The 19945-nt window shown below is 68.3% G+C and carries 16 protein-coding genes; 7 read left to right on the top strand and 9 right to left on the bottom strand.

The annotated features are described in order from the left end of the window. Both AC5P7F_RS03270 and AC5P7F_RS03265 read right to left on the bottom strand, forming a co-directional pair. Entirely contained in the window at positions 1 to 573 is a 573-nt protein-coding gene (locus AC5P7F_RS03270; RefSeq protein WP_049441295.1) for a cytochrome b/b6 domain-containing protein, read from the bottom strand. Continuing rightward, positions 570 to 1214 (bottom strand): YceI family protein, encoded by a 645-nt coding sequence (locus AC5P7F_RS03265; RefSeq protein WP_014648056.1) that lies wholly within the window; start codon positions 1212 to 1214, stop codon positions 570 to 572. The genes AC5P7F_RS03270 and AC5P7F_RS03265 overlap by 4 nt, the downstream gene beginning before the upstream one ends. Positions 1215 to 1378: 164 nt before the next feature. Here AC5P7F_RS03265 and AC5P7F_RS03260 point away from each other — a divergent pair, with 164 nt between their 5' ends. Together AC5P7F_RS03260 and AC5P7F_RS03255 are read left to right on the top strand one after the other, a co-directional pair. Further along, entirely contained in the window at positions 1379 to 4921 is a 3543-nt protein-coding gene (locus AC5P7F_RS03260; RefSeq protein WP_164077908.1) for an ATP-binding protein, read from the top strand. A gap of 96 nt (positions 4922 to 5017) precedes the next feature. Continuing rightward, positions 5018 to 8545 (top strand): hybrid sensor histidine kinase/response regulator, encoded by a 3528-nt coding sequence (locus tag AC5P7F_RS03255; RefSeq protein ID WP_164077907.1) that lies wholly within the window; start codon positions 5018 to 5020, stop codon positions 8543 to 8545. 508 nt (positions 8546 to 9053) lie between these two features. On the opposite strand, the gene mdtD is transcribed toward AC5P7F_RS03255, so the two are convergent. From mdtD to AC5P7F_RS03230, 5 genes are all read right to left on the bottom strand, one after another. Continuing rightward, a complete protein-coding gene (mdtD, locus tag AC5P7F_RS03250) occupies positions 9054 to 10463 on the bottom strand; it encodes a multidrug transporter subunit MdtD (protein ID WP_014648053.1) in 1410 nt (469 codons plus the stop codon). Positions 10464 to 10555: 92 nt separating this feature from the next. Next, entirely contained in the window at positions 10556 to 11638 is a 1083-nt protein-coding gene (hemE, locus tag AC5P7F_RS03245) for a uroporphyrinogen decarboxylase (protein WP_134809182.1), read from the bottom strand. A 25-nt stretch (positions 11639 to 11663) separates the two neighbouring features. Further along, complete coding sequence (locus AC5P7F_RS03240) at positions 11664 to 11903, bottom strand: WGR domain-containing protein (protein ID WP_014648051.1); 240 nt, start codon at positions 11901 to 11903, stop codon at positions 11664 to 11666. Positions 11904 to 11954: 51 nt separating this feature from the next. Continuing rightward, positions 11955 to 13067: a 3-dehydroquinate synthase gene (gene aroB / locus AC5P7F_RS03235; RefSeq protein ID WP_032957074.1), complete on the bottom strand. Its 1113-nt coding sequence runs from the start codon at positions 13065 to 13067 to the stop codon at positions 11955 to 11957. After that, on the bottom strand, positions 13064 to 13606 hold the full coding sequence (locus AC5P7F_RS03230; RefSeq protein WP_014648049.1) for a shikimate kinase: 543 nt from the start codon (positions 13604 to 13606) through the stop codon (positions 13064 to 13066). Before AC5P7F_RS03230 ends, aroB begins: the two co-directional genes overlap by 4 nt. A 98-nt stretch (positions 13607 to 13704) precedes the next feature. On the opposite strand from AC5P7F_RS03230, the gene AC5P7F_RS03225 reads away from it, so the two are divergent. Beyond that, positions 13705 to 13908, top strand: coding sequence for a dodecin family protein (locus AC5P7F_RS03225; RefSeq protein WP_005410663.1), 204 nt, complete (start codon positions 13705 to 13707; stop codon positions 13906 to 13908). A gap of 8 nt (positions 13909 to 13916) precedes the next feature. On the opposite strand, the gene AC5P7F_RS03220 is transcribed toward AC5P7F_RS03225, so the two are convergent. Continuing rightward, positions 13917 to 14744 (bottom strand): kinase, encoded by an 828-nt coding sequence (locus AC5P7F_RS03220; protein WP_046432003.1) that lies wholly within the window; start codon positions 14742 to 14744, stop codon positions 13917 to 13919. Between the two features lie 40 nt (positions 14745 to 14784). Between AC5P7F_RS03220 and pdxH the strand changes: the two genes are divergently transcribed. Then, positions 14785 to 15384, top strand: coding sequence for a pyridoxamine 5'-phosphate oxidase (gene pdxH / locus AC5P7F_RS03215; RefSeq protein ID WP_164077792.1), 600 nt, complete (start codon positions 14785 to 14787; stop codon positions 15382 to 15384). 187 nt (positions 15385 to 15571) lie between these two features. After that, positions 15572 to 16024 (top strand): DoxX family protein, encoded by a 453-nt coding sequence (locus AC5P7F_RS03210; protein ID WP_032957082.1) that lies wholly within the window; start codon positions 15572 to 15574, stop codon positions 16022 to 16024. Positions 16025 to 16098: 74 nt separating this feature from the next. On the opposite strand, the gene prpR is transcribed toward AC5P7F_RS03210, so the two are convergent. Continuing rightward, on the bottom strand, positions 16099 to 17682 hold the full coding sequence (prpR, locus tag AC5P7F_RS03205) for a propionate catabolism operon regulatory protein PrpR (RefSeq protein ID WP_049441273.1): 1584 nt from the start codon (positions 17680 to 17682) through the stop codon (positions 16099 to 16101). A 153-nt stretch (positions 17683 to 17835) separates the two neighbouring features. Here prpR and prpB point away from each other — a divergent pair, with 153 nt between their 5' ends. Further along, positions 17836 to 18729 (top strand): methylisocitrate lyase, encoded by an 894-nt coding sequence (gene prpB / locus AC5P7F_RS03200; RefSeq protein ID WP_126411260.1) that lies wholly within the window; start codon positions 17836 to 17838, stop codon positions 18727 to 18729. A gap of 35 nt (positions 18730 to 18764) precedes the next feature. Further along, positions 18765 to 19922 carry a bifunctional 2-methylcitrate synthase/citrate synthase gene (prpC, locus tag AC5P7F_RS03195; RefSeq protein WP_495204133.1) on the top strand — a complete coding sequence of 386 codons (1158 nt, stop codon included), beginning with the start codon at positions 18765 to 18767 and terminating at the stop codon, positions 19920 to 19922. The last annotated feature ends 23 nt before the right edge of the window (positions 19923 to 19945 follow it).

The raw sequence follows: 19945 nt of genomic DNA, 5'->3' as shown, positions 1-19945 counted from the left end.
TCAGTCCTTCTGAGGGGAGGCGAGCCAGCCGCGCGGCAACATGCGGGACAGCGTTGCATCGCGCTGGAACAGGTGGTGGTAGAAGGCAGCGCCGGCATGGGCCAGCACTACCGCGATCAACAGCCAGAAGCCGTATTCGTGGAGGGCATGGGACACCGCGACGACCTGCGGGTCGGGGCCGCTCAGCTTGGGCACGTCGACCAGGCCGAACCAACGGAACGGGCGCAGGCCACTGGCCGAATCGTACAGCCAGCCCGACAGCGGAATGGCAAACATCAGCACGTACAGCAGCACGTGGGTGGCACTGGCGATGCGTTCCTGCCAGCTGGGCACGCCCGGCACCTGCTTCGGCGCACCGGCATACAGGCGCCAGCCGAGACGGAACAGCACCAGCGCCAGCACGGTGATGCCGATCGACTTGTGCGCGGTGTAGACCCAGAAGTACTTGGGCGTCTTGGGCAGTTCGCCCATGGTCAGGCCGACCACGCCCAGGGCGAGGATCAGCAGTGCGATCAACCAGTGCAGGAGCTGGCTGACACTTCCCCACGCGGCGGGGGTGTTCTTGGCGGTCATGAAGGGTCCTTGGGGGCCGTCGTGTGGTCGGAGTGTGGAACGGGAGCGGGAGTTCCCGGGGCGTCGCTGCGGTCGAGGGTGGCTTCGGCCTCGATCCGCACCTGTACCGCATCACCGATGACCCCCGGCCAGGCGGTGATGCCGAACGCGCGCCGGCTCAGCGTCGTGCTGGCGGAAAACCCGGCGGTGCGTCGGAATGGAGGGAGCGGGTAGCGCTTGAGCGCGTTGAGGGTCACGTCCAGGGTGACTTCCTGGCTGACCCCGCGCAGGGTCAGCGTGCCGATCACATGCGCACGCTTGGCGTCGATCGGTTCGACCCGGCTGGAGACGAAGCGTGCGCTGGGGAATCGCTCGCCATCGAGCAGGCTGCGGGCCAGCGTGGCCTGGTTCCACTTGGCGTCGCCAAGGTCCAGACGCGACACCGGAATGTCCACTTCCAGGGTGGCGTCGCGCCAGTTGTCGGGATCGAACAGCACGCGGCCCTCGCTGCCGGACACGGTGCCCATGGCCTGCGAGTAGCCCGCGTGATCGATGGAGAACAGCACCCGCGTGTGCACCGGATCGAGGCGATAGGTGTCGGCGGCCGCCCAGGCAGGGGCGGTGGCGAGCAGCATCGGCAGCAGGGCCAGGCAGGGACGCATCGATGGCGGGCTCCGGAAGGTGACGCTGTGATCATACGCACAGCCCCCTGCCAACGTTGCGTGCATGGCTGCAACAGTTCGTGGTGGTGCCGCCGCTGGAAACAGCCTGTTGCAGCCATGAACCCGGCCCTGTGTGACAATCGGCCCAGGACAGGGGGTTCAGGATGACGAGCGGCTGGCGCCGGTGGTGCCGTGGCATCGCAGGTATGGGACTGCTGCTGATGGCGATGGCCACGGCGGCTGCGACCCTGGACATGGCAGAAACACCGCGCCTGCGCCGCTTCGGTGCCGCCGAAGGCTTGCCGTCACGCATGGTGGTGGCGCTGGCCGAGGATCGCCAGGGCCACATCTGGGCCGCCACCGATGGTGGACTCGCCCGTTATGACGGCAACAGCCTGCGGGTCTGGGAGCACGATCCGGAACAGCCGGGCTCGCTGCCCGGCAACGAGATCGAGACCCTGCTGATCGATCCGCTGGACCGGGTCTGGGTGGGCATCAACGGCAAGGGCGTGGCCCGCCTGGATGCCGACCGCGAGCGCTTCCGGACCTTCGACACGGTCAATTCCACCTGCCAGGGGCAGTTCTGGGCGCTGGCCTATGTCGACGACGCCTTGTGGATCGGGACCAACAACCATGGCGTCTGCCGGCTTGGCGAGGACGGCAGCGTGCGCCTCTACACCCATGACCCGGCGCAGCCGGGGGGCCTGCCCAGCAACAGCATCTTCACCAGCCTGGTCGATGCGCAGGGCCGCCTGTGGCTGGGCACCGAAGCGGGCGTGGCGCGTTGGAACGGCAGCGGATTCGAGCCGGTGGCCGCGCGGGAACTGGGCACGCTGAGCGTGCTCCGGTTGAGCCGGGATGCGGAGGGTTCGATCTGGGTCGGCAGCCAGAACGATGGCCTGTACCGCATCGATGGGCAGGACCGGGTCAGTCGTCCGCGATGGGCCGACAGCGCCCAGCTGCGCTCGGCCCTGGTCCTGGCCGATCGCCAGGGGGGCTACTGGGCTGGCACCTCCGATGGCCTGTTGCGGGGGGATGCGGCGGCGCTGCGCCGGCTGGAGGGCGACCGCGGCAGCGGCTTCCTGACCGCGCACAGCGGTGTGCTCGATCTGCTGCAGGACCACGAGGGCGGATTGTGGGTGGCGCTGCTGACCCAGGGCCTGGCCTATCTGCCACCGGACTGGCGGCGCTTCTCGATCTGGAACCAGCTCGACGGCAAGCCGCTGGACAGCCAGTACCTGTTGAGCGCGGCCAGCGATGGGAAGAACTACTACGTCGGCTCGGCGCGAGGGGTGTACCAGCTCGATGCGCAGGGCACCCTGCGCCTGCTGGCCAGCGACCGGCAGCTCGGCAGCGGCGTGGTGTGGTCGGTGCTGCCGCGCCCGGATGGGCGCCTGTGGCTGGGACGCGGCGGCCGCATCACCGTCTACGATCCGGCTACCGGCGCGCTGCGCGATCTGCGGATCGATGGCAGTGCCGACCTGCGCCAGCGCATCGACCTGATGCGGCAGGCGCCTGATGGCACGGTGTGGGTGTCGGTGATGGGCCTGGACCTGCAGCAGCGCGATGCAGATGGCCGGCTGCTGCACCGCTATCCGCTGGAGCATTTCCGCGGGACCGCCGATGCGCCGATCGAGCAGATCCGCTTCGACGCCCATGGCCGGCCCTGGGTGATGGGTGACATGGGCATCTGGCGCGAGCAGGCTGGACGCTTCGAGGCAGTACCGGGCGTTTCGCGCGGGCCCATCTACGACCTGGTGTGGATCGATCCGCAACAGTTGTGGCTGGCGCGCCAAGGCGCGTTCGAGCGCTACCAGTGGGATGGCCTGAGCCTGCGCCTCATCCAGCGCATCGACGGCAGTGCAGGCGTGCCGCCGGTCACCATGGGCGGGCTGGCGCTGGCCGGCAACGGCCAGCTGTGGGCGACGACGCCGCGCGGCCTGCTGCGTTGGGACCCGAAAACGCGGCGCCTGCAGCAGTTCAACGAGCGCGATGGACTGTCCGATGCGGAGTTCACCGGCCGGCCACCGGCAGTGAATGCAGATGGTCGCGTGCTGGCCGTCACCCAGACCGGGTTGGTTGCCTTCGATGTGAATGCCGACGACACGGTGCTGCCTTCTTCATCGCTGGTGATCGCCGAAGTGCGCGTACGCCGCGACGACGCGCGCGGCTGGCAACCGTTGCCGCTCACCGGCACCCTGTTGCTGGGACCGGATGACCGCGATCTGCAGATCGATGCGCGGCTGCTGTCCTATGCCAGCCCGCAGGGCAACCGTTACCGCTTCCGCGTGCAGGGCTATGACCAGGACTGGGTGGAGCAGGGGGGCGATGGCCAGCGCACCCTGTCGCGGCTGCCGACCGGCAGCTACGTCATCGAGGTGCAGGCAGCGACCGCCCGGGGCGCGTGGACGCCTTCGCAGCAGTTGCAGGTGAAGGTGCTGCCGCCGTGGTGGCGCAGCGGCATGGCGATCTTCGGCTACATCCTGCTGGGGTCGCTGCTGCTGGTGGTCCTGGTCTGGTCGGTCCGCGCGCGGCTGCGCCGTCGCCAGCAATGGCAGCTGACGGTGCACAAGCAGCAGCTGGCCGAGCAGGCCTCGCAGGCCAAGAGCCGTTTCCTGGCCACGCTGGGCCACGAAGTACGCACGCCGATGACCGGCGTGCTGGGCATGAGCGAACTGCTGCTGGCGACTCCGCTGGATCCGGTGCAGCGTGGCTACGCGGGGTCGATCCAGCAGGCCGGCAGCCATCTGCTGCGGCTGGTCAACGATGCGCTGGACCTGGCCCGCATCGAAGCCGGGCGGCTTGAGCTGGATCTGCGTCCGTTCGACCTGGAGGAACTGCTCGACCAGGTGCAGGGCCTGATGCAGCCGATGGCGCAGCAGCGCCAGCTGGAATTCCGGCGCGGTGAAAACCCGGCAGGGCCGGTCAGTGTCAGCGGCGACGAGATGCGCGTGCGCCAGATCCTGCTGAACCTGCTCGGCAACGCCATCAAGTTCACCGAGCGCGGCCACGTCGGCCTGGCCGTGCGCCTGGAAGAGAAGGGCGGCCTGTGTTTCGAAGTGCATGACAGTGGCCCGGGCATCAATGCCGAGCAGCAGCAGCGCCTGTTCCATCGTTTTGAACAGGCCGACGGTCCGCGCACCGCGTCGCGCTACGGCGGCAGTGGCCTGGGACTGGCAATCTGCCAGGAACTGGCGGTGGCGATGGGGGGGCGTATCGAAGTGGACAGCCAGCCTGGCAAGGGTGCGCGGTTCCGCGTGCGCCTGCCCCTGCCCTGGACGCGCCAGGCCGCCAGCACCGCGGGCGAGGTGGCGGCCCTGCCGGAACTGCCGCCGCTGCGCATCCTGCTGGTCGAGGACGACGCCACGGTGGCCGAGGTCATCGCCGGCCTGCTGCGGGTGCGCGGGCATGAGGTGGTCCACGTGCTGCATGGCCTGGGTGCGCTGTCGGAGATCGCCACCGATGGTTTCGACGTCGGCCTGCTCGATCTCGATCTGCCCGCGCTGGACGGTACGGCCATCGCCCGCCAGCTGCGCACCATGGGCTATGAACTGCCGCTGGTGGCAGTGACCGCCCGTTCCGATGCCTACGCCGAAACCCAGGTGCTGGCCGCCGGCTTCGATGGCTTCCTGCGCAAGCCGGTGACCGGCGACCTGCTGGTGGCGGCCATCGCCCAGGCGCGTGCGAAACGGCAGGCGACTGCGTGACTGTGCCGGCGCCGGGCGTGAACGGCGCGACTTTCGGTTTACCATGCCGACGCCCGCAGCGCGGGAATCATCAGGACCAGCGTGAGGAGGCAATCGGTGGTGTATCTGCGGGCGGCGATGCTGCTGCTGGTCCTCCTGTGCGGCGCGTTGCCCGCTGCGGCACAGCCGGTGCCTCCGAGCCCGCGGCAGGTGACGGTGTTCGATGGCCTGCCGTCCAATACCGTCAACCGCATGGCCGAGGACCGGTACGGCTACCTGTGGATCGCCACCAACGATGGCCTGGCCCGCTATGACGGCCGCACTTACCGCGTGTGGCGTTCCGAGGATGGACTGCGTGACAACCGCATCTGGACGGTGCTGGTCGGTGCCCGCAACCAGTTGTGGATAGGCACCGAGAACGCTGGCCTGGTGCGCATGTCGGCCGACCGCCGGCAGCTGCACTTCTACGACCGCAGCAGCCAGCCGTTGATGGGCACCAACACGGTCTGGAGCCTGGCCAGCACGCCTGATGGCTCGATCTGGTTCGGTACCCACGAAGGCGGCCTGTACCGCCTGGACAGCCAGGACCGCCTGCAGCGCTTCCTGCCCGAGCCGAACAATCCGCGCAGCCTGCCTTCGTCGTCGGTGCCCTACCTGGCCACGCTGGCCGATGGCAGCCTGTGGATCGGCACCAAGCATGGCGTGGCACGCTGGACCGGGACCGACTTCGAGCGTGTCGGTACGGACATCATTCCCAGCCTGCTGATCAACGGGTTGACCGCCGAGCCCGATGGCAGCCTGTGGATCAGCACGATGGCCGGGGCCACCGTGCGCCGCCCGGATGGCCGCTTCGAGGCACCACCGTGGAAGCTGCCGCCAGGCGAGCAGGTGCTGGGCATGATGCTGCGCGACGAGCAGGGCGGACATTGGCTGGATACGCGCACCGGGCTGGGACGTGCGGTCGACGGCCAGTACCAGACCGTGCCGCTGTACAGCGCGATCGCACGCGGTCCGGTGCGGCCGAACTGGACCGGTGCCTATGAGGACCGCGAAGGTGGCATCTGGCTGGCCAGCACCAATGCCGGGTTGTGGCACCTGCTGCCACGCTGGTGGCAGTTCTCGGTGCTGTCGCGGCTGGAGGACGACCCCAGCTCGCTGCGCAATGCGCTCGTGCTGGGCACCAGCCCGTCCAGCAATGGCGGTGTCTGGACCGTGGGCAGCCATGGCGCGCTGGACCGCTTCGATCCGAAGACCGGCAGGATCGAGCAGCACCGCACCTGGGTCAACGGCATGCACTGGCTGACCTCGGTGCGCGAGGACCGGCGTGGCCAGGTCTGGATCGGATCGACCGATGCACTGGTGCGCTACGACCCGCAACGGCGCGAACTGCGTCGTTGGGGCCGTGATGCCGGTACCGATGCGGCGATGGAAGGGGTCATCGAAGCGATGATGACCTGCGACGGCGACAGCCTCTGGTTGATGCTTCCCGCGGGCCTGCAGCAACGTGATCTCGACGGACGCCTGCGGCGCCAGCTGGACAATGGCCAGCGCGGCCTGCAGCAGGGCCAGCTCAACCTCGATGTGGAATGCGGTCCGCAGGACCATATCTGGCTGGCCAGCAGCCGTGGCCTGCTGCAGTGGCTGCCGGAAAGCGAACGCTTCCAGCCGGTGCCGGGTGCGCCGGCAACGGCCATCCATGCGTTGCATGTGGGCCGTGACGGCCAGGTCTGGTTGTCCGAGGACGGGCGCCTGTCGCGATACCGCTGGAGCCAGGGGCGGCTGGAACGGCAGGCGGTGGTCGGTGCCGAACAGGGCTATCCGGCGATCTCCGCCTCTGGCCTGGTGGTGGATGCGCAGGGCGTGGCCTGGGCGACCAGCGCACGCGGCCTGGTACGTGTCAGTGCCGATGGGCAGAGCGTGCGCCTGTACGGCGTGCACGACGGCCTGCCAAGCCAGGAATTCCGCGAGCACACCCTGATCGCAGCGGCCGATGGCCACCTGGTGGCCGGAACGGCAGCGGGCGCGGTGGTGTTCGACCCGGAGCAGGTACGGCCTTCGGTACGTCGCGCGCCACTGGTGATCGAGCGGGTGGAAGTGCGCCGCAACGAACAGGTGCTGGACATGACCCACGATGCGCCGTTGCAGATCGCTGATGGCGATCGCGACCTGCGCATCGTCGCGCGATTGCTGTCCTTCGCCGACTCGGCGTCCAATACCTACCGTTATCGCCTGGCCGGCTACGACCCGGATTGGGTTGAAGTCGGTCCGGCGGGTGAGCGCCTGTTCTCGCGCCTGGCGCCGGGCAGCTACCGGCTGGAGGTGCAGGCACGCTCGGCCGACCATGTGTGGTCGCGGGTGCAGAGCCTGGAGTTCCGCGTGCAGCCGCCGTGGTGGCGCAGCCTGTCCGGCCTGCTGGTACTGGCGTCGGTCGGGTTGCTGCTGACCAGCTGGTTCGCCTGGTTGTACCGACGCCGCCTGCAGCGGCGCCACGCCTACCAGCTGGCGCTGCACAAGCAGGAACTGGCCGAGCAGGCCTCGGCGGCCAAGACCCGCTTCCTGGCCAACCTTGGCCATGAGATCCGTACGCCGATGACCGGCGTGCTGGGCATGAGCGAGCTGCTGCTGGCTTCGCCACTGGACCCGCAGCAGCGCGGCTACACGCAGTCGATCCGGCATGCGGGCGAGCACCTGCTGCATCTGGTCAACGATGCGCTGGACCTGGCGCGGATCGAGTCCGGGCGCCTGGAGCTGCAGTCGCAGTCGTTTGCGTTGAATGGCCTGCTGCAGGATCTGGCGGCGCTGATGGGCCCGCTGGCTGCACAGAAGGGCCTGCGCTTCGTCCTGGACAACCAGCTGCCGCCGGGCCTGCAGGCGACCGGTGATGCCATGCGCGTGCGGCAGATCCTGCTGAACCTGCTGTCGAACGCAGTGAAATTCACCAGCCGCGGCACCATCACCCTGCATGCACGTTGCGATGGCGAGCTGCGCGCGCTGCATTTCGAGGTACGTGATACCGGCCCGGGCATCAGCCAGGAACAGCAGCAGCGCCTGTTCCGACGCTTCGAGCAGGCCGATGGTGCACGTACGGCAGCGCAGTACGGTGGCAGCGGCCTGGGCCTGGCGATCTGCCGCGAGCTGGCACAAGCGATGCAGGGGCGGATCCAGGTGGAGAGCCAGCTGGGCCGGGGCACCTGCTTCGGCGTCACCCTGCCGTTGCCACTGGTGGTGGACGGTGACGCCGAGGTGTCCGCCGAGGGGCATCGCGACGATGCGGCGAACATGCCACCGCTGCGGGTGCTGCTGGTCGAGGACGATGCCACCGTGGCCGATGTGGTGCGGGGGTTGTTGAGCGCACGCGGCCACGAGGTGGTGCATGCCGGCCATGCGCTGGCGGCGCTGCGCGAGATCAGTGCCGGCGATTTCGACGTCGGCCTGCTGGATCTGGACCTGCCCGGCCTGAGCGGCTTCGAACTGGCCCAGCACCTGCGTAACCAGGGCTACATGCTGCCGCTGCTGGCGGTGACCGCGCGGACTGATCCGGACCTTCAGCAGCAGGTGGAAGCGGCCGGCATCGGCGGCTTCCTGCGCAAGCCGGTGACCGGTGAACTGCTGGTGGAAGCGATCGCCAGGGCGATGGGCAGGTAGGGTTTATTGCAGGGCTTGCAGTCCTGCACCTGCAGAATCAATGTCAACGTCAAAAGCCCGCCTTCGACAGTTTTCCGCGATCTGTCGGAGCTCGGGGTCGGATCCCGTTGCTGCGCAACGGGCTCTGACCCCAATCTGGAATTCGATATCTGACAGATGTGTCGACCAAGGTCGACACCTACCAACAACCGCGCGTTCCAACAGTCGCCGTTACCCACAGCCGCGTGAACCTGTCAGAGGTGGGGCGGTGTGGGCTTGCAGGACCGTTGGCGCCATGGATGGCGCCATCGAGCCCCCATGGGTGAGGGCGCTTTGCTTGCGAAGCACTGCTTCGCAAGCGCCCGAACGCGCAGCCGCCGGCGGCTGGGCCGGACCGCGGAGCGGGATTTACGGCGTGTCCTGCAAGCCCGCACCGCCCCGTCAGCCCACGGAATGCTCGCTGTTGCTGTTGCCGGCCAGCGGCCGGCACTACCGCAGGTGCAGGGCCGCAGGCCCTGCCGAACCCCCTTCACTCCGCGACGTGCTCCACCTGCCGCGGTTCGGGCTTGGTGTCGGGCAGCTGCCAGAAGATCATCGTCGAGGTCAGCGTGATCGCGCCCACGCACAGGAACGTGGCATGCAGCGCGGCGGTGGCGCTGTTGCTGTCCAGGTGGTTGCCGAACGCGGCCAGCAGGCTGCCGGCCGCAGCAGCACCAAAGCCGGCGGCCAGCATCATCACCATCGACAGCAGGCTGTTGCCGGAACTGGCGAACTCACGGTCCAGATCGCGCAGGGTCACGGTGTTCATCACGGTGAACTGCAGCGAATTGACCGCGCCGAAGAACGCCAGCTGCAGCAGGCGCCAGGCCAGGTGCTGGCCGGGTGTCATCAGGATGAAGCTGGCCATCGCCAGGCCGACCAGCACGGTGTTGACCATCAGCACGCGGCGGTAACCGAAGCGCTCGACCAGCCTCACCGCCAGCTGCTTGGAGACCATGCCGGCGGCCGCTACCGGCACCATCATCAGGCCGGCATGCATCGGGCCCAGGCCGAGGCCGACCTGCAGCAGCAGCGGGATCAGCATCGGCATCGCGCTGCTGCCGATGCGCGAGAACAGGTTGCCGAGAATGCCGATGCGGTAGCTGGGCACGCGGAACAGGGCCAGCGAGAACAACGGTGCGGTCGAGTTGGCGGCGTGCAGCCAGTAGCCCACCAGCGCGGCCAGGCCAGCCACGGTCATCAGCATCACCAGTGCGTGTGGCGTACCCAGGCCGGAGATGCCGTCCAGTGCCAGCGACAGCACCACCATCGCGAAGGCCAGCATGACGTAGCCGCGCAGGTCGAAGCGGGTGCGGTGGCTGGCGTAATGGTCGGGCATGATCTTCATCGCGGCGATGAAACCGATCACGCCGATCGGCAGGTTGATCAGGAACACCCAGTGCCATGAGGCGATCTCGACCAGCCAGCCGCCCAGCGTGGGGCCGATCAGCGGGCCGACCAGCGCGGGGATGGCGATGAAGCTCATCGCGCGCAGGAAATCCTCGCGGGGCACCGAGCGCATCACCGCCAGCCGGCCGACCGGCAGCAGCATCGCACCGCCGATGCCCTGCAGCACGCGCGCACCGACCAGCTGGTGCAGGTGCTGGGCCAGCGCGCAGGCCAGCGAGCCGAGGGTGAACAGGATGATCGCCACCAGGAAGGTGCGCCGGGTGCCGTAGCGGTCGGCGATCCAGCCCGAGGCGGGAATGAAGGTGGCTACCGCCAGCGCATAGCTGAACACCACCGACTGCATCTGCAGCGGGCTCTCGCCCAGGCTGGCCGCCATCGCCGGCAACGCCGTGTTGACGATGGTCGAGTCCAGCATCTGCATGAAGATCGCCAGGGACACCAGCCACAGCAGGGGACGCTGGCGGTTGTAGGTCGATGGCGATGTGGACATGGGGTGCGGCCGGTGCAGCGTGGGGGCCGCCATGATCGCGCACTGCGGATCACGGCGCGATCAAGGTCGCGCCGTACCTGCATGCGGAATGCTCAGCGTTGGCTGTGCGCGTGCACTGCGTCGACCAGCACCTGTACATGTGCCGGGTCCATGTCCGGCGACATGCCATGGCCGAGGTTGAACACATGGCCCTCGCGCGAGCCGCCGTTGCCGGCGGCATAGGTGTCGAGCACGCGCGCCGCGGCCGCGGCGATCGCATCCGGCGAGGCGTACAGCGTGGTCGGGTCGAGGTTGCCCTGCAGGGCGACGCGGCCACCGGTGCGGCGCATCGCCTCGTCCAGGTCCAGCGTCCAGTCCAGGCCGAGTGCATCGGCGCCGGTCTGCGACAGCGCTTCCAGGTGCAGGCCGGTGCCCTTGCCGAACAGGATCAGCGGCGTGCGCTCGCTGCCTTCGCCGCGCTCCAGCCCCTCGGCAATGCGCTGCAGGTAACGCAGCGAGAATTCGCGGTACATCGCCGGCGACAGCACGCCGCCCCAGGTGTCGAACACCTGCAGCGCCTGCGCACCGGCGGCGCGCTGCGCGCCGAGGTAGGCGATCACCGCGTCGGTGGTGACCTCCAGCAGGCGGTGCAGCGCCTGCGGGTGGTTCAGTGCCATGGCCTTGATGCGCGCAAAGTCCTTGCTGCCACCGCCTTCCACCATGTAGCAGGCCAGTGTCCACGGGCTGCCGGAGAAGCCGATCAGCGGCACCTGGCCGTCCAGCTCGCGGCGGATCAGCCGTACCGCATCCATCACGTAGCCCAGGTCCTGTTCCATGTCCGGCACCGCCAGCCGGGCGATGGCGGCTTCGTCACGCACCGGGTGCCGGAACTTCGGGCCTTCGCCTTCGACGAAGTACAGCTCCAGGCCCATCGCATCGGGAATGGTGAGGATGTCCGAGAACAGGATGGCCGCATCCAGCGGGAAGCGGCGCAGCGGCTGCAGGGTGACTTCGCAGGCAATCTCCGGGGTCTTGGCCATGGCCAGGAAGCTGCCGGCCTTGGCCCGGGTCGCGCGGTATTCCGGCAGGTAGCGGCCGGCCTGGCGCATCAGCCAGACGGGGGTGCAGTCCACCGGTTCGCGGCGCAGGGCGCGCAGCAGGCGATCGTTGCGGAGAGGGCTGGTCACGATGGGCATTCCTTGGACGGGAGGAGCAGCGGCGTCAGTCGCCGTGCGAAAGGATCTGGAAGCCGCGATGCAGTTCGGCATCACGGGCCTTCTCGAAGGCGTGGCGGGCGTCGTCGGCCTGCAGGAACAGCTCGCGCCGCAGCTGCGAGCGGCTGCCGACACGGCCGCTCTCGCGCAGCAGCTCCCAGCCGCCGAACAGGTCCGGCAGCAGGCTCAGGCGCAGGAAGCGCGGTGCCTGCGCACCGGCGTCGGGATGTTGCAGGTAAACGTGCATGGCGCCGATTGTAGCGGGGCCAGGGTGACCCCGGCCGCAACGCGGCCGGCACTACCGGACCGACAGCACCTTCAGCACCGCCGCCTCATCCACGTCCGGCACCACTTCGGCGCGGCCCATCCCGCGCCACAACACCAGGCGCAGGCGGCCGGCCACGTTCTTCTTGTCCAGGCGCATGCGGCCGAGCAGGGCCTGCGGCTCCAGCCCGGCCGGGATCGCCACCGGCAGGCCGAGGCGTTCCAGCAGGGCCTGCAGGCGCGCGCGGTCGGCATCGTCGGCCAGGCCCAGGTCGGTGGACAGCTTCGCCGCCAGCACCATGCCCACCGCCACCGCCTCGCCGTGGTTCAGCGCATCGCGGCCCGGGGCCGAATAGCCCTGTTCGGTCTCGATGGCGTGGCCGAAGGTGTGGCCGAGGTTGAGCAGGGCACGCTCGCCCTTTTCGAACGGGTCGCGCTCGACGATGGCGGCCTTGTGCCGGCAGCTGCGCGCGATGGCCTCGGCCAGCACCGCATCCTCGCCGGCCAGCAGCGCATCGGCATGCTGCTGCAGCCACTCGAAGAACACGGCATCACCCAGCGCGCCGTACTTCACCACTTCGGCCAGGCCGGCACGCAGCTCGCGTGGCGGCAGGGTGGCCAGCACGCGGGTATCGGCGATGACCGCACGCGGCGGATGGAAGGCACCGACCAGGTTCTTGCCGGCCGGAATGTCGACTGCGGTCTTGCCGCCCACCGACGAATCGACCATTGCCAGCAGGGTGGTCGGCAGCTGCACGCAGTCCACGCCGCGCATCCAGCAGGCGGCAGCGAAACCGGCGAGATCACCGACCACGCCGCCGCCGAGGGCGAAGACGCAGGCGTCGCGGGTGGCGCCGAGCGCGGCCAGCGCTTCGATCGCGCGGCCGAACTCGGCCAGCGTCTTGGAGGCTTCGCCCGCGGCCAGCACGTGCTCGCCGATGACCAGGTCGGGGCGAGCGGCAAGCAGCGTCTGCTTCACCGGCGCCAGATAGCGCGGGGCGACTTCACTGTCGCTGAGCAGCAGCACATGACGGCCGCGCACGTGCGAGGCCAGCGCGGTGCCATCGGCCTGGGCACCGGCGCCGATGGTGATGGAGTAGGGGCGGTCGCCGCCAACGGCGACCTGCAGCAGGGCGGGGGAGGTCATGCGGTCAGGTCCTGGCGCTGCCATTGCGTGGCCAGCTTGACCACCAGTTGGGCGGTCGCATCGGCAGCGGTATACGGGTCGGTGTCGAGGGTGAGGTCGGCCAGTTCGCGGTACAGCGGGTCGCGGTGTGCGGCCAGATCGTGCAGCACCTGCTCGCGGTCCGGGCGCTGCAGCAGCGGCCGGCCCTTGTCGCGGGCCAGGCGCTCGAGCTGTTCGGCCACGCTGACCCGCAGATAGACCACGAAGCCGCGCCGGGCGATCAGTGCACGATTGTCCGGATCCAGCACGGCGCCGCCACCGGTGGAGACCAGTTGGCCACGGCCTTCCAGTACCCGCGCAAGCGCCTGGCGTTCATGGCTGCGGAAGCCGGCTTCGCCGGAGTGCTCGAAGATGGTCGGAATGCTGGCGCCGGCGGCATCGACGATGGCCTGGTCGACATCGACGAAGTCCAGCGTGAAACGCTCGGCCAGGCGGCGGCCGATGCAGGTTTTGCCGGCGCCCATCGGGCCGATCAGGATCAGGTTCGGAGCAGGATTCATGCCTTCTGATGCTAACACCTCCGTGCCCTGGCCTTTACGTTCTTCACGTCAGGGTGGGCGTTCCTGCGGGGTCTCCCGCGCCAGACGGAGTACAGGCCATGACGGTCGCCAAGGTCATCGAAATCACTGCGTCCTCGCCGAAAAGCGTGGAAGACGCCGTGCGCAGCGGGCTGAAGAAAGTCTCCGAGACGGTCAAGGGCATCCAGGGCGCCTGGGTGAACGAGACCAAGGTGGTCACCAATGGCAGCGGCGAGATCACCGAATGGCGGGTCAACCTGCGGGTGACTTTCCTGGTGGAATAGGGGCGCGTTCAGCGCACGTCCTGCACCTGTCGCTGGCCGTCCAGCACCACCACGTGGTCGGCCAGGGCGGGCAGGGCGCTCAATGCCTGCCGGCTGACCCGCTCGTAGTACTGCACGAAGCGCTCCAGCTGTGGCCGGCTCATGCCGTGCCGGCCCGGCTGCGCGGCCTGCAGGTTCTGCTCCTGCTGCCAGCGCCAGCGTGGTACCACCGAGAAATCCGGCGGCTGCAGGAACCACAGGCGGTCGCAGCGCTGCCACAACGCCGGGTAGTCACGGGCCAGCGCCTGGTTGCACCAGCGCCGCCAGCGGCCATCGGCGTCGGCTTCGCGTTCCAGTGCGTTCAACGGGCTGTCCAGCGCGTCGTCATCCTGCGCGGGCGTGCCCAGGAACCAGCCTTCGAATACCAGCAGGTCCAGCGGTTGCTGCAGCTGCGGCCAGTGTGCTTCGGGCAGGCGCTCGTCGGCCAGCTTGTCGAAGCGCGGCATTGCGAAGGGCTGGCGTGCGGCCACGGCGTTCAATACCGCATGGGCCAGCGGCAGGTCGTGGGTGCCGGGCGGGCCGCGGGTGATCAGCAGTGGGTGCACCTGGCGGGCCAGCCGTTGGCGCTGTGCGCGGGTCAGGTAGACATCATCGATCGACAGCGTGGCTGCGTTCAGGCCGCGTGCCTGGGCACGGGCCACCACCTGCGCCGCCAGCGTCGATTTGCCGCTCCCCTGCAGGCCGCTGATCGCCAATACTGGAACCGCTGCGCCGCTGCCCAGCGCATCATCCAGCGCCTGTTCGGCCAATGTTTCGGGGAATCCTTTCACCTGGGGCATATACGCAGCAGCGGCCATGCAGCCACAATAGCCCAATCCGTGTGAGAAGAACGCAATCATGAGCGACCTGTACGCCGAAGCCCTGTCCACGTTTGCCGGCCTGTTCGACGAGGCCAAACAGAGCCGCGAGGTCGAGCCGAACGCGATGACCGTGGCCACCGCCGATACGCAGGGTCGCCCCTCGGCGCGCACCGTGCTGCTGAAGGCGTTCGATGAGCGCGGCTTTGTGTTCTACACCCACCTGGACAGCCACAAGGGCCGGGAGCTGCAGGCCAATCCGCAGGCTGCACTGCTGTTCCTGTGGCGCAGCCTGCGCGAGGCCGGCATCCAGGTGCGCATCGAAGGCCGTGTCGAGCAGGTCGCCGATGCGGAAGCCGATGCCTATTTCGCCAGCCGCCCGCGGATGAGCCAGATCGGCGCGTGGGCCTCGCAGCAGTCGAAGACGCTGGCAACGCGCGAGGAATTCGATGCGCGCGTGGCCGAGATCGAAGCCCGCTTCGAGGGCAAGGACGTGCCGCGCCCGGAGGGCTGGAGCGGCCTGCGCGTGGTGCCTGACCGCATCGAGTTCTGGTATGGCGCGCAGTTCCGCCTGCACGAGCGCTGGTGCTATGAAGCCGGCGCCGAAGGGCGCTGGAGCAAGCGCCTGCTGTACCCGTAAGGCGGGGTGGTGCTGGGGCTGCTGTAGAGCCGAGCCCATGCTCGGCTGATGTTCTCGCAGGAGCAGCCGAGCATGGGCTCGGCTCTACAGCAACCTGCGTTTGTCGCGAACGGACTGGTCCGCTTCATGCACGAGCAGGTCGGCGACGGGCACACTCGCTGCGATGCCCTCGATCTGCGGAGTTGCCATGCCCTCCTGGCGTTGCCTGTTTGCCGTGCCGCCACCACGCCGCGGCGTGGAAGCGTTGTTGTTGCTGCTCGCCCGCATCGTGGCGGGTGTGATGTTCTGCGTGTCCGGCTGGAACAAGGTGTTCACCGACGCCGGGCGCGAGCGCATGGTGCATACGCTGGTCGATGCCGGTATCCCATTCCCGGTGTTCAGTGCGCCGGTACTCGGTGCGATCGAGTGGATTGCGGGTGGTCTGCTGGTGCTGGGCCTTTTGAGCCGCCCCTCGGCCCTGCTGCTGGCCGCGATCTGCGTAGTGGCTGCGCTGACCGATGGCATCGCGCGCATTCCGGCAGGGCTTGGCGTGCTGGATTGGCTGAGCTGGTTCTTCTACCTGAGCGAAGTGCCGCTGGGCGTACTGCTGCTGTGGATTGCCGCAGTGGGTAGTGGACGGTTCGCCATCGAAGCGCGCTGACGACAGGCACCCTGTAGAGCCGAGCCCATGCTCGGCTGCTTACGCGGGAACATCAGCCGGGCATGGGCTCGGCTTTACAGGTCCTCCGCGCGCAGCCAGCGCCACAGCGTGGTGCGTGACACGCCCAGCGCCTGCGCCATGCCCTCGCGATCATGCCGGTGTTCCCGCAACAGTGCTTCCAGCTTGGCCCGCGGTGGGCGCCTGCCGTTGCTTTCCAGCGGCAACGCCGCGACACCTTCATGCACCAGCTCGGGTGCCAGCTGCAGCAGCCGCGCCGTATCGATCAGCCCTTCACCGGGCTGCCAGTGGATGCGCAGGCGATCGACCAGATTGCGCAGCTCGCGCACGTTTCCCGGCCACTCGGCCGCGCACAGCACCGCCAGCGCCGCCTCATCCAATGGCGCGTCGATGCCACGCAGCTGGCGGAAGAAATGCTGCGCCAGCAACGGGATGTCACCGCGTCGGGCGCGCAGCGAGGGCAGGGCAATCCGCAGCGCGGCCAGGCGGTAATACAGGTCGCGGCGGAAGCTGCCGGTCGCCGCGCGCTGCTCCAGCGACTGCAGGGTGGCGGCGACCACGCGCAGGTCCACCGGCGTCGGTTCGGTGGCACCCACGCGCAGCACTTCACGTTCCTCCAGCACCCGCAGCAGGCGGGTCTGCAGCGGCAGCGGCAGTTCGCCGATTTCGTCCAGGAACAGGGTGCCGCCATCTGCAGCTTCCACCAGGCCAACGCGGCCGCCACGCCGTGCGCCGGTGAAGGCGCCATCGCTGTAGCCGAACAGCTCCGCTTCCAGCAGCGATTCGCTGATCGCGCCACAGTTCAGCGCGACGAAGCGGCCACGGCGCCCGCTGGCGGCGTGCAGCTGGCGCGCCACCAGTTCCTTGCCGGTGCCGGTTTCGCCGCTGACCAGCACGGTGCTGTCATGTGGGGCATACAGCGCGATCTGCGCGCGCACCTGCGCCATCGCGTCGCTGTCGCCGAGCAGTTCATGCGCATCGGCACGCGCTGCCGGGCGCCGGCGCGGTGCAGCGCGGTTGCTGCCGGAACGTGCCAGGGTCTGGGTCAGTTCCAGCGCATGTTCGAACGCCTGCCGCACCGAGTCGGCCGAATACAGCAGCACCCCGGGCAGGCCGGCCTGCTCGGCATGGTCGATGGCCATGCCGGTGCCGACGATCACCTCGATGCCGTTGGCGCGCAGGTCGGCGATGCAGTCGCGGGCGTCCTCGCGGGTGACGAAGCGGCGATGCTCGATATCCAGGCCGAAGCTCTGCTGGAAGTTGCTGAACACCGGTACGTCGCTGGCGTGGGTGACCAGGCCGATGCGGCTGGCGATACGCCGTGCCCGGGCCAGCGCTTCCATCAGGTCGAAGCCGTTGGCCTGGATCGGCACCAGTGGCAGCTCCAGCCGGCCGCGCAGCCAGGCCGCGTTGGAGCCGCCAGCGATGACCACGTCGCAGTGCTCGCGACGCAGGCGTTGGCCGATCACCTCCACCGCTTCCTCGAAGCCGAGGTTGATCTGTTCGATACGCGCGCGGCGGTCGAACTCAGGGATCACGTCGCCGAGCAGGCCGGTCAGCCGCGAGACGCTGACCGTCCAGATCACCGGACGGCCCGGGTCGGCATCGGCATGGCGCAGGGGGGAGCGGGGCAGATACATGGCAGCCGTTTCGGGGAGGATGTTTCATGATACATCCGTTTCAATGTTTCATATGTTCCACTGTTGCATGCCGGTCATTCCCGTGAAATCAACCGCTTGCAGCTTGGCATGGTGCTTGCGCTTCCTTTCCCGTACTTCAACCTGGATTGCCGCATGACCGCTTCTGCCCCTTTCTCCGCCGGTGCCCGCTTCCGTGAGGCGCTGGCTTCCGAATCGCCGCTGCAGGTGATCGGTGCGATCAACGCCAACCACGCCCTGCTGGCCAAGCGCGCCGGCTTCCGTGCCATTTACCTGTCCGGCGGCGGCGTTGCCGCAGGCTCGCTGGGCCTGCCGGACCTGGGCATCAACACCCTGGAAGACGTGCTGGTGGACGTGCGCCGCATCACCGATGTCTGCGACCTGCCCTTGATGGTCGACATCGACACCGGCTTCGGCCCGAGCGCGTTCAACATCGCGCGCACCGTGAAGTCGCTGATCAAGGCCGGCGCGGCCGCCTGCCACATCGAGGACCAGGTCGGCGCCAAGCGCTGCGGCCATCGTCCGGGCAAGGAGATCGTCTCGCAGGGTGAAATGGTCGACCGTGTGAAGGCCGCTGCCGATGCCAAGACCGATCCGGACTTCTTCCTGATCGCGCGCACCGACGCCATCCAGGTGGACGGCGTGGACAAGGCGATCGAGCGCGCCATCGCCTGTGTCGAGGCCGGTGCCGACGGCATCTTCGCCGAGGCCGCCTACGATCTGGATACCTACCGCCGCTTCGTCGACGCGGTGAAGGTGCCGGTGCTGGCCAACATCACCGAATTCGGCGCCACCCCGCTGTTCAGCCGCGATGAACTGGCCTCGGCCGGCGTTGCCATCCAGCTGTTCCCGCTGTCGGCGTTCCGTGCCGCCAACAAGGCCGCCGAGAACGTCTACCAGGCGGTGCGCCGCGATGGCCACCAGCGCAACGTGGTGGAAACCATGCAGACCCGCGAGGAACTCTACGACCGCATCGGCTATCACGCCTTCGAGCAGCAGCTCGATGCGCTGTTCGCCGCCAAGAAATAAGCAGTACCCTGCACCATCAAGTTTCGGAGGGAAACATGAACGATACGACCGCAACCCCGACCTTCAAGCCGAAGAAGTCCGTCGCCCTGTCCGGCACCGCGGCCGGCAACACCGCGCTGTGCAGCGTCGGCCGCAGCGGCAACGACCTGCACTACCGCGGCTATGACATCCTGGACCTGGCCAACACCAGCGAGTTCGAGGAAATCGCCTACCTGCTGGTGCACGGCAAGCTGCCGACCCGCGCCGAGCTGGTTTCGTACAAGGCCAAGCTGAAGTCGCTGCGTGGGATCCCCGCCGCGGTGAAGGCCGCGCTGGAAGAGCTGCCGCCGTCGGCGCACCCGATGGACGTGATGCGCACCGGCGTGTCCGTGCTCGGCTGCGTGGCACCGGAGAAGGACGACCACAACCACCCGGGCGCGCGCGACATCGCCGACAAGCTGATGGCCTGCCTCGGTTCGATGCTGCTGTACTGGTACCACTGGAGCCACAACGGCCGCGCCATCGATGTGGAAACCGACGATGATTCGATCGGCGGCCACTTCCTGCACCTGCTGCATGGCGAAAAGCCGCAGGATTCGTGGGTGAAGGCGATGCACACCTCGCTGATCCTGTACGCCGAGCACGAGTTCAACGCCTCGACCTTCACCTGCCGTGTCATCGCCGGTACCGGCAGCGACATGTACAGCGCGATCTGCGGTGGCATCGGTGCGCTGCGTGGCCCGAAGCATGGCGGCGCCAACGAAGTGGCGTTCGAAGTGCAGAAGCGCTACGACAACCCGGATGAGGCCGAGGAGGACATCAAGGCGCGCGTCGAGCGCAAGGAAGTGGTGATCGGTTTCGGCCACCCGGTCTATACCGTCTCCGATCCGCGCAACAAGGTGATCAAGGACGTGGCCCGCGAGCTGTCCGAGGAACAGTCGAGCATGAAGATGTACGACATCGCCGTGCGCTTGGAGTCGGTGATGTGGGACATCAAGAAGATGTTCCCGAACCTGGACTGGTTCAGTGCGGTCAGCTACCACATGATGGGCGTGCCGACCGCGATGTTCACCCCGCTGTTCGTGATCGCGCGCACCGCCGGCTGGAGCGCGCACATCATCGAGCAGCGCATCGACGGCAAGATCATCCGCCCGAGCGCCAATTACATCGGTCCGGAAGACCGCGACTTCGTCGCCATCGACAAGCGCGTCTGATCCCCCTGCTGTCCCCATCCGGC

Source organism: Stenotrophomonas sp. YJH_SMC_105-26 (genome assembly GCF_059368915.1).
This window is presented reverse-complemented; position numbering and strand designations above follow the sequence as displayed.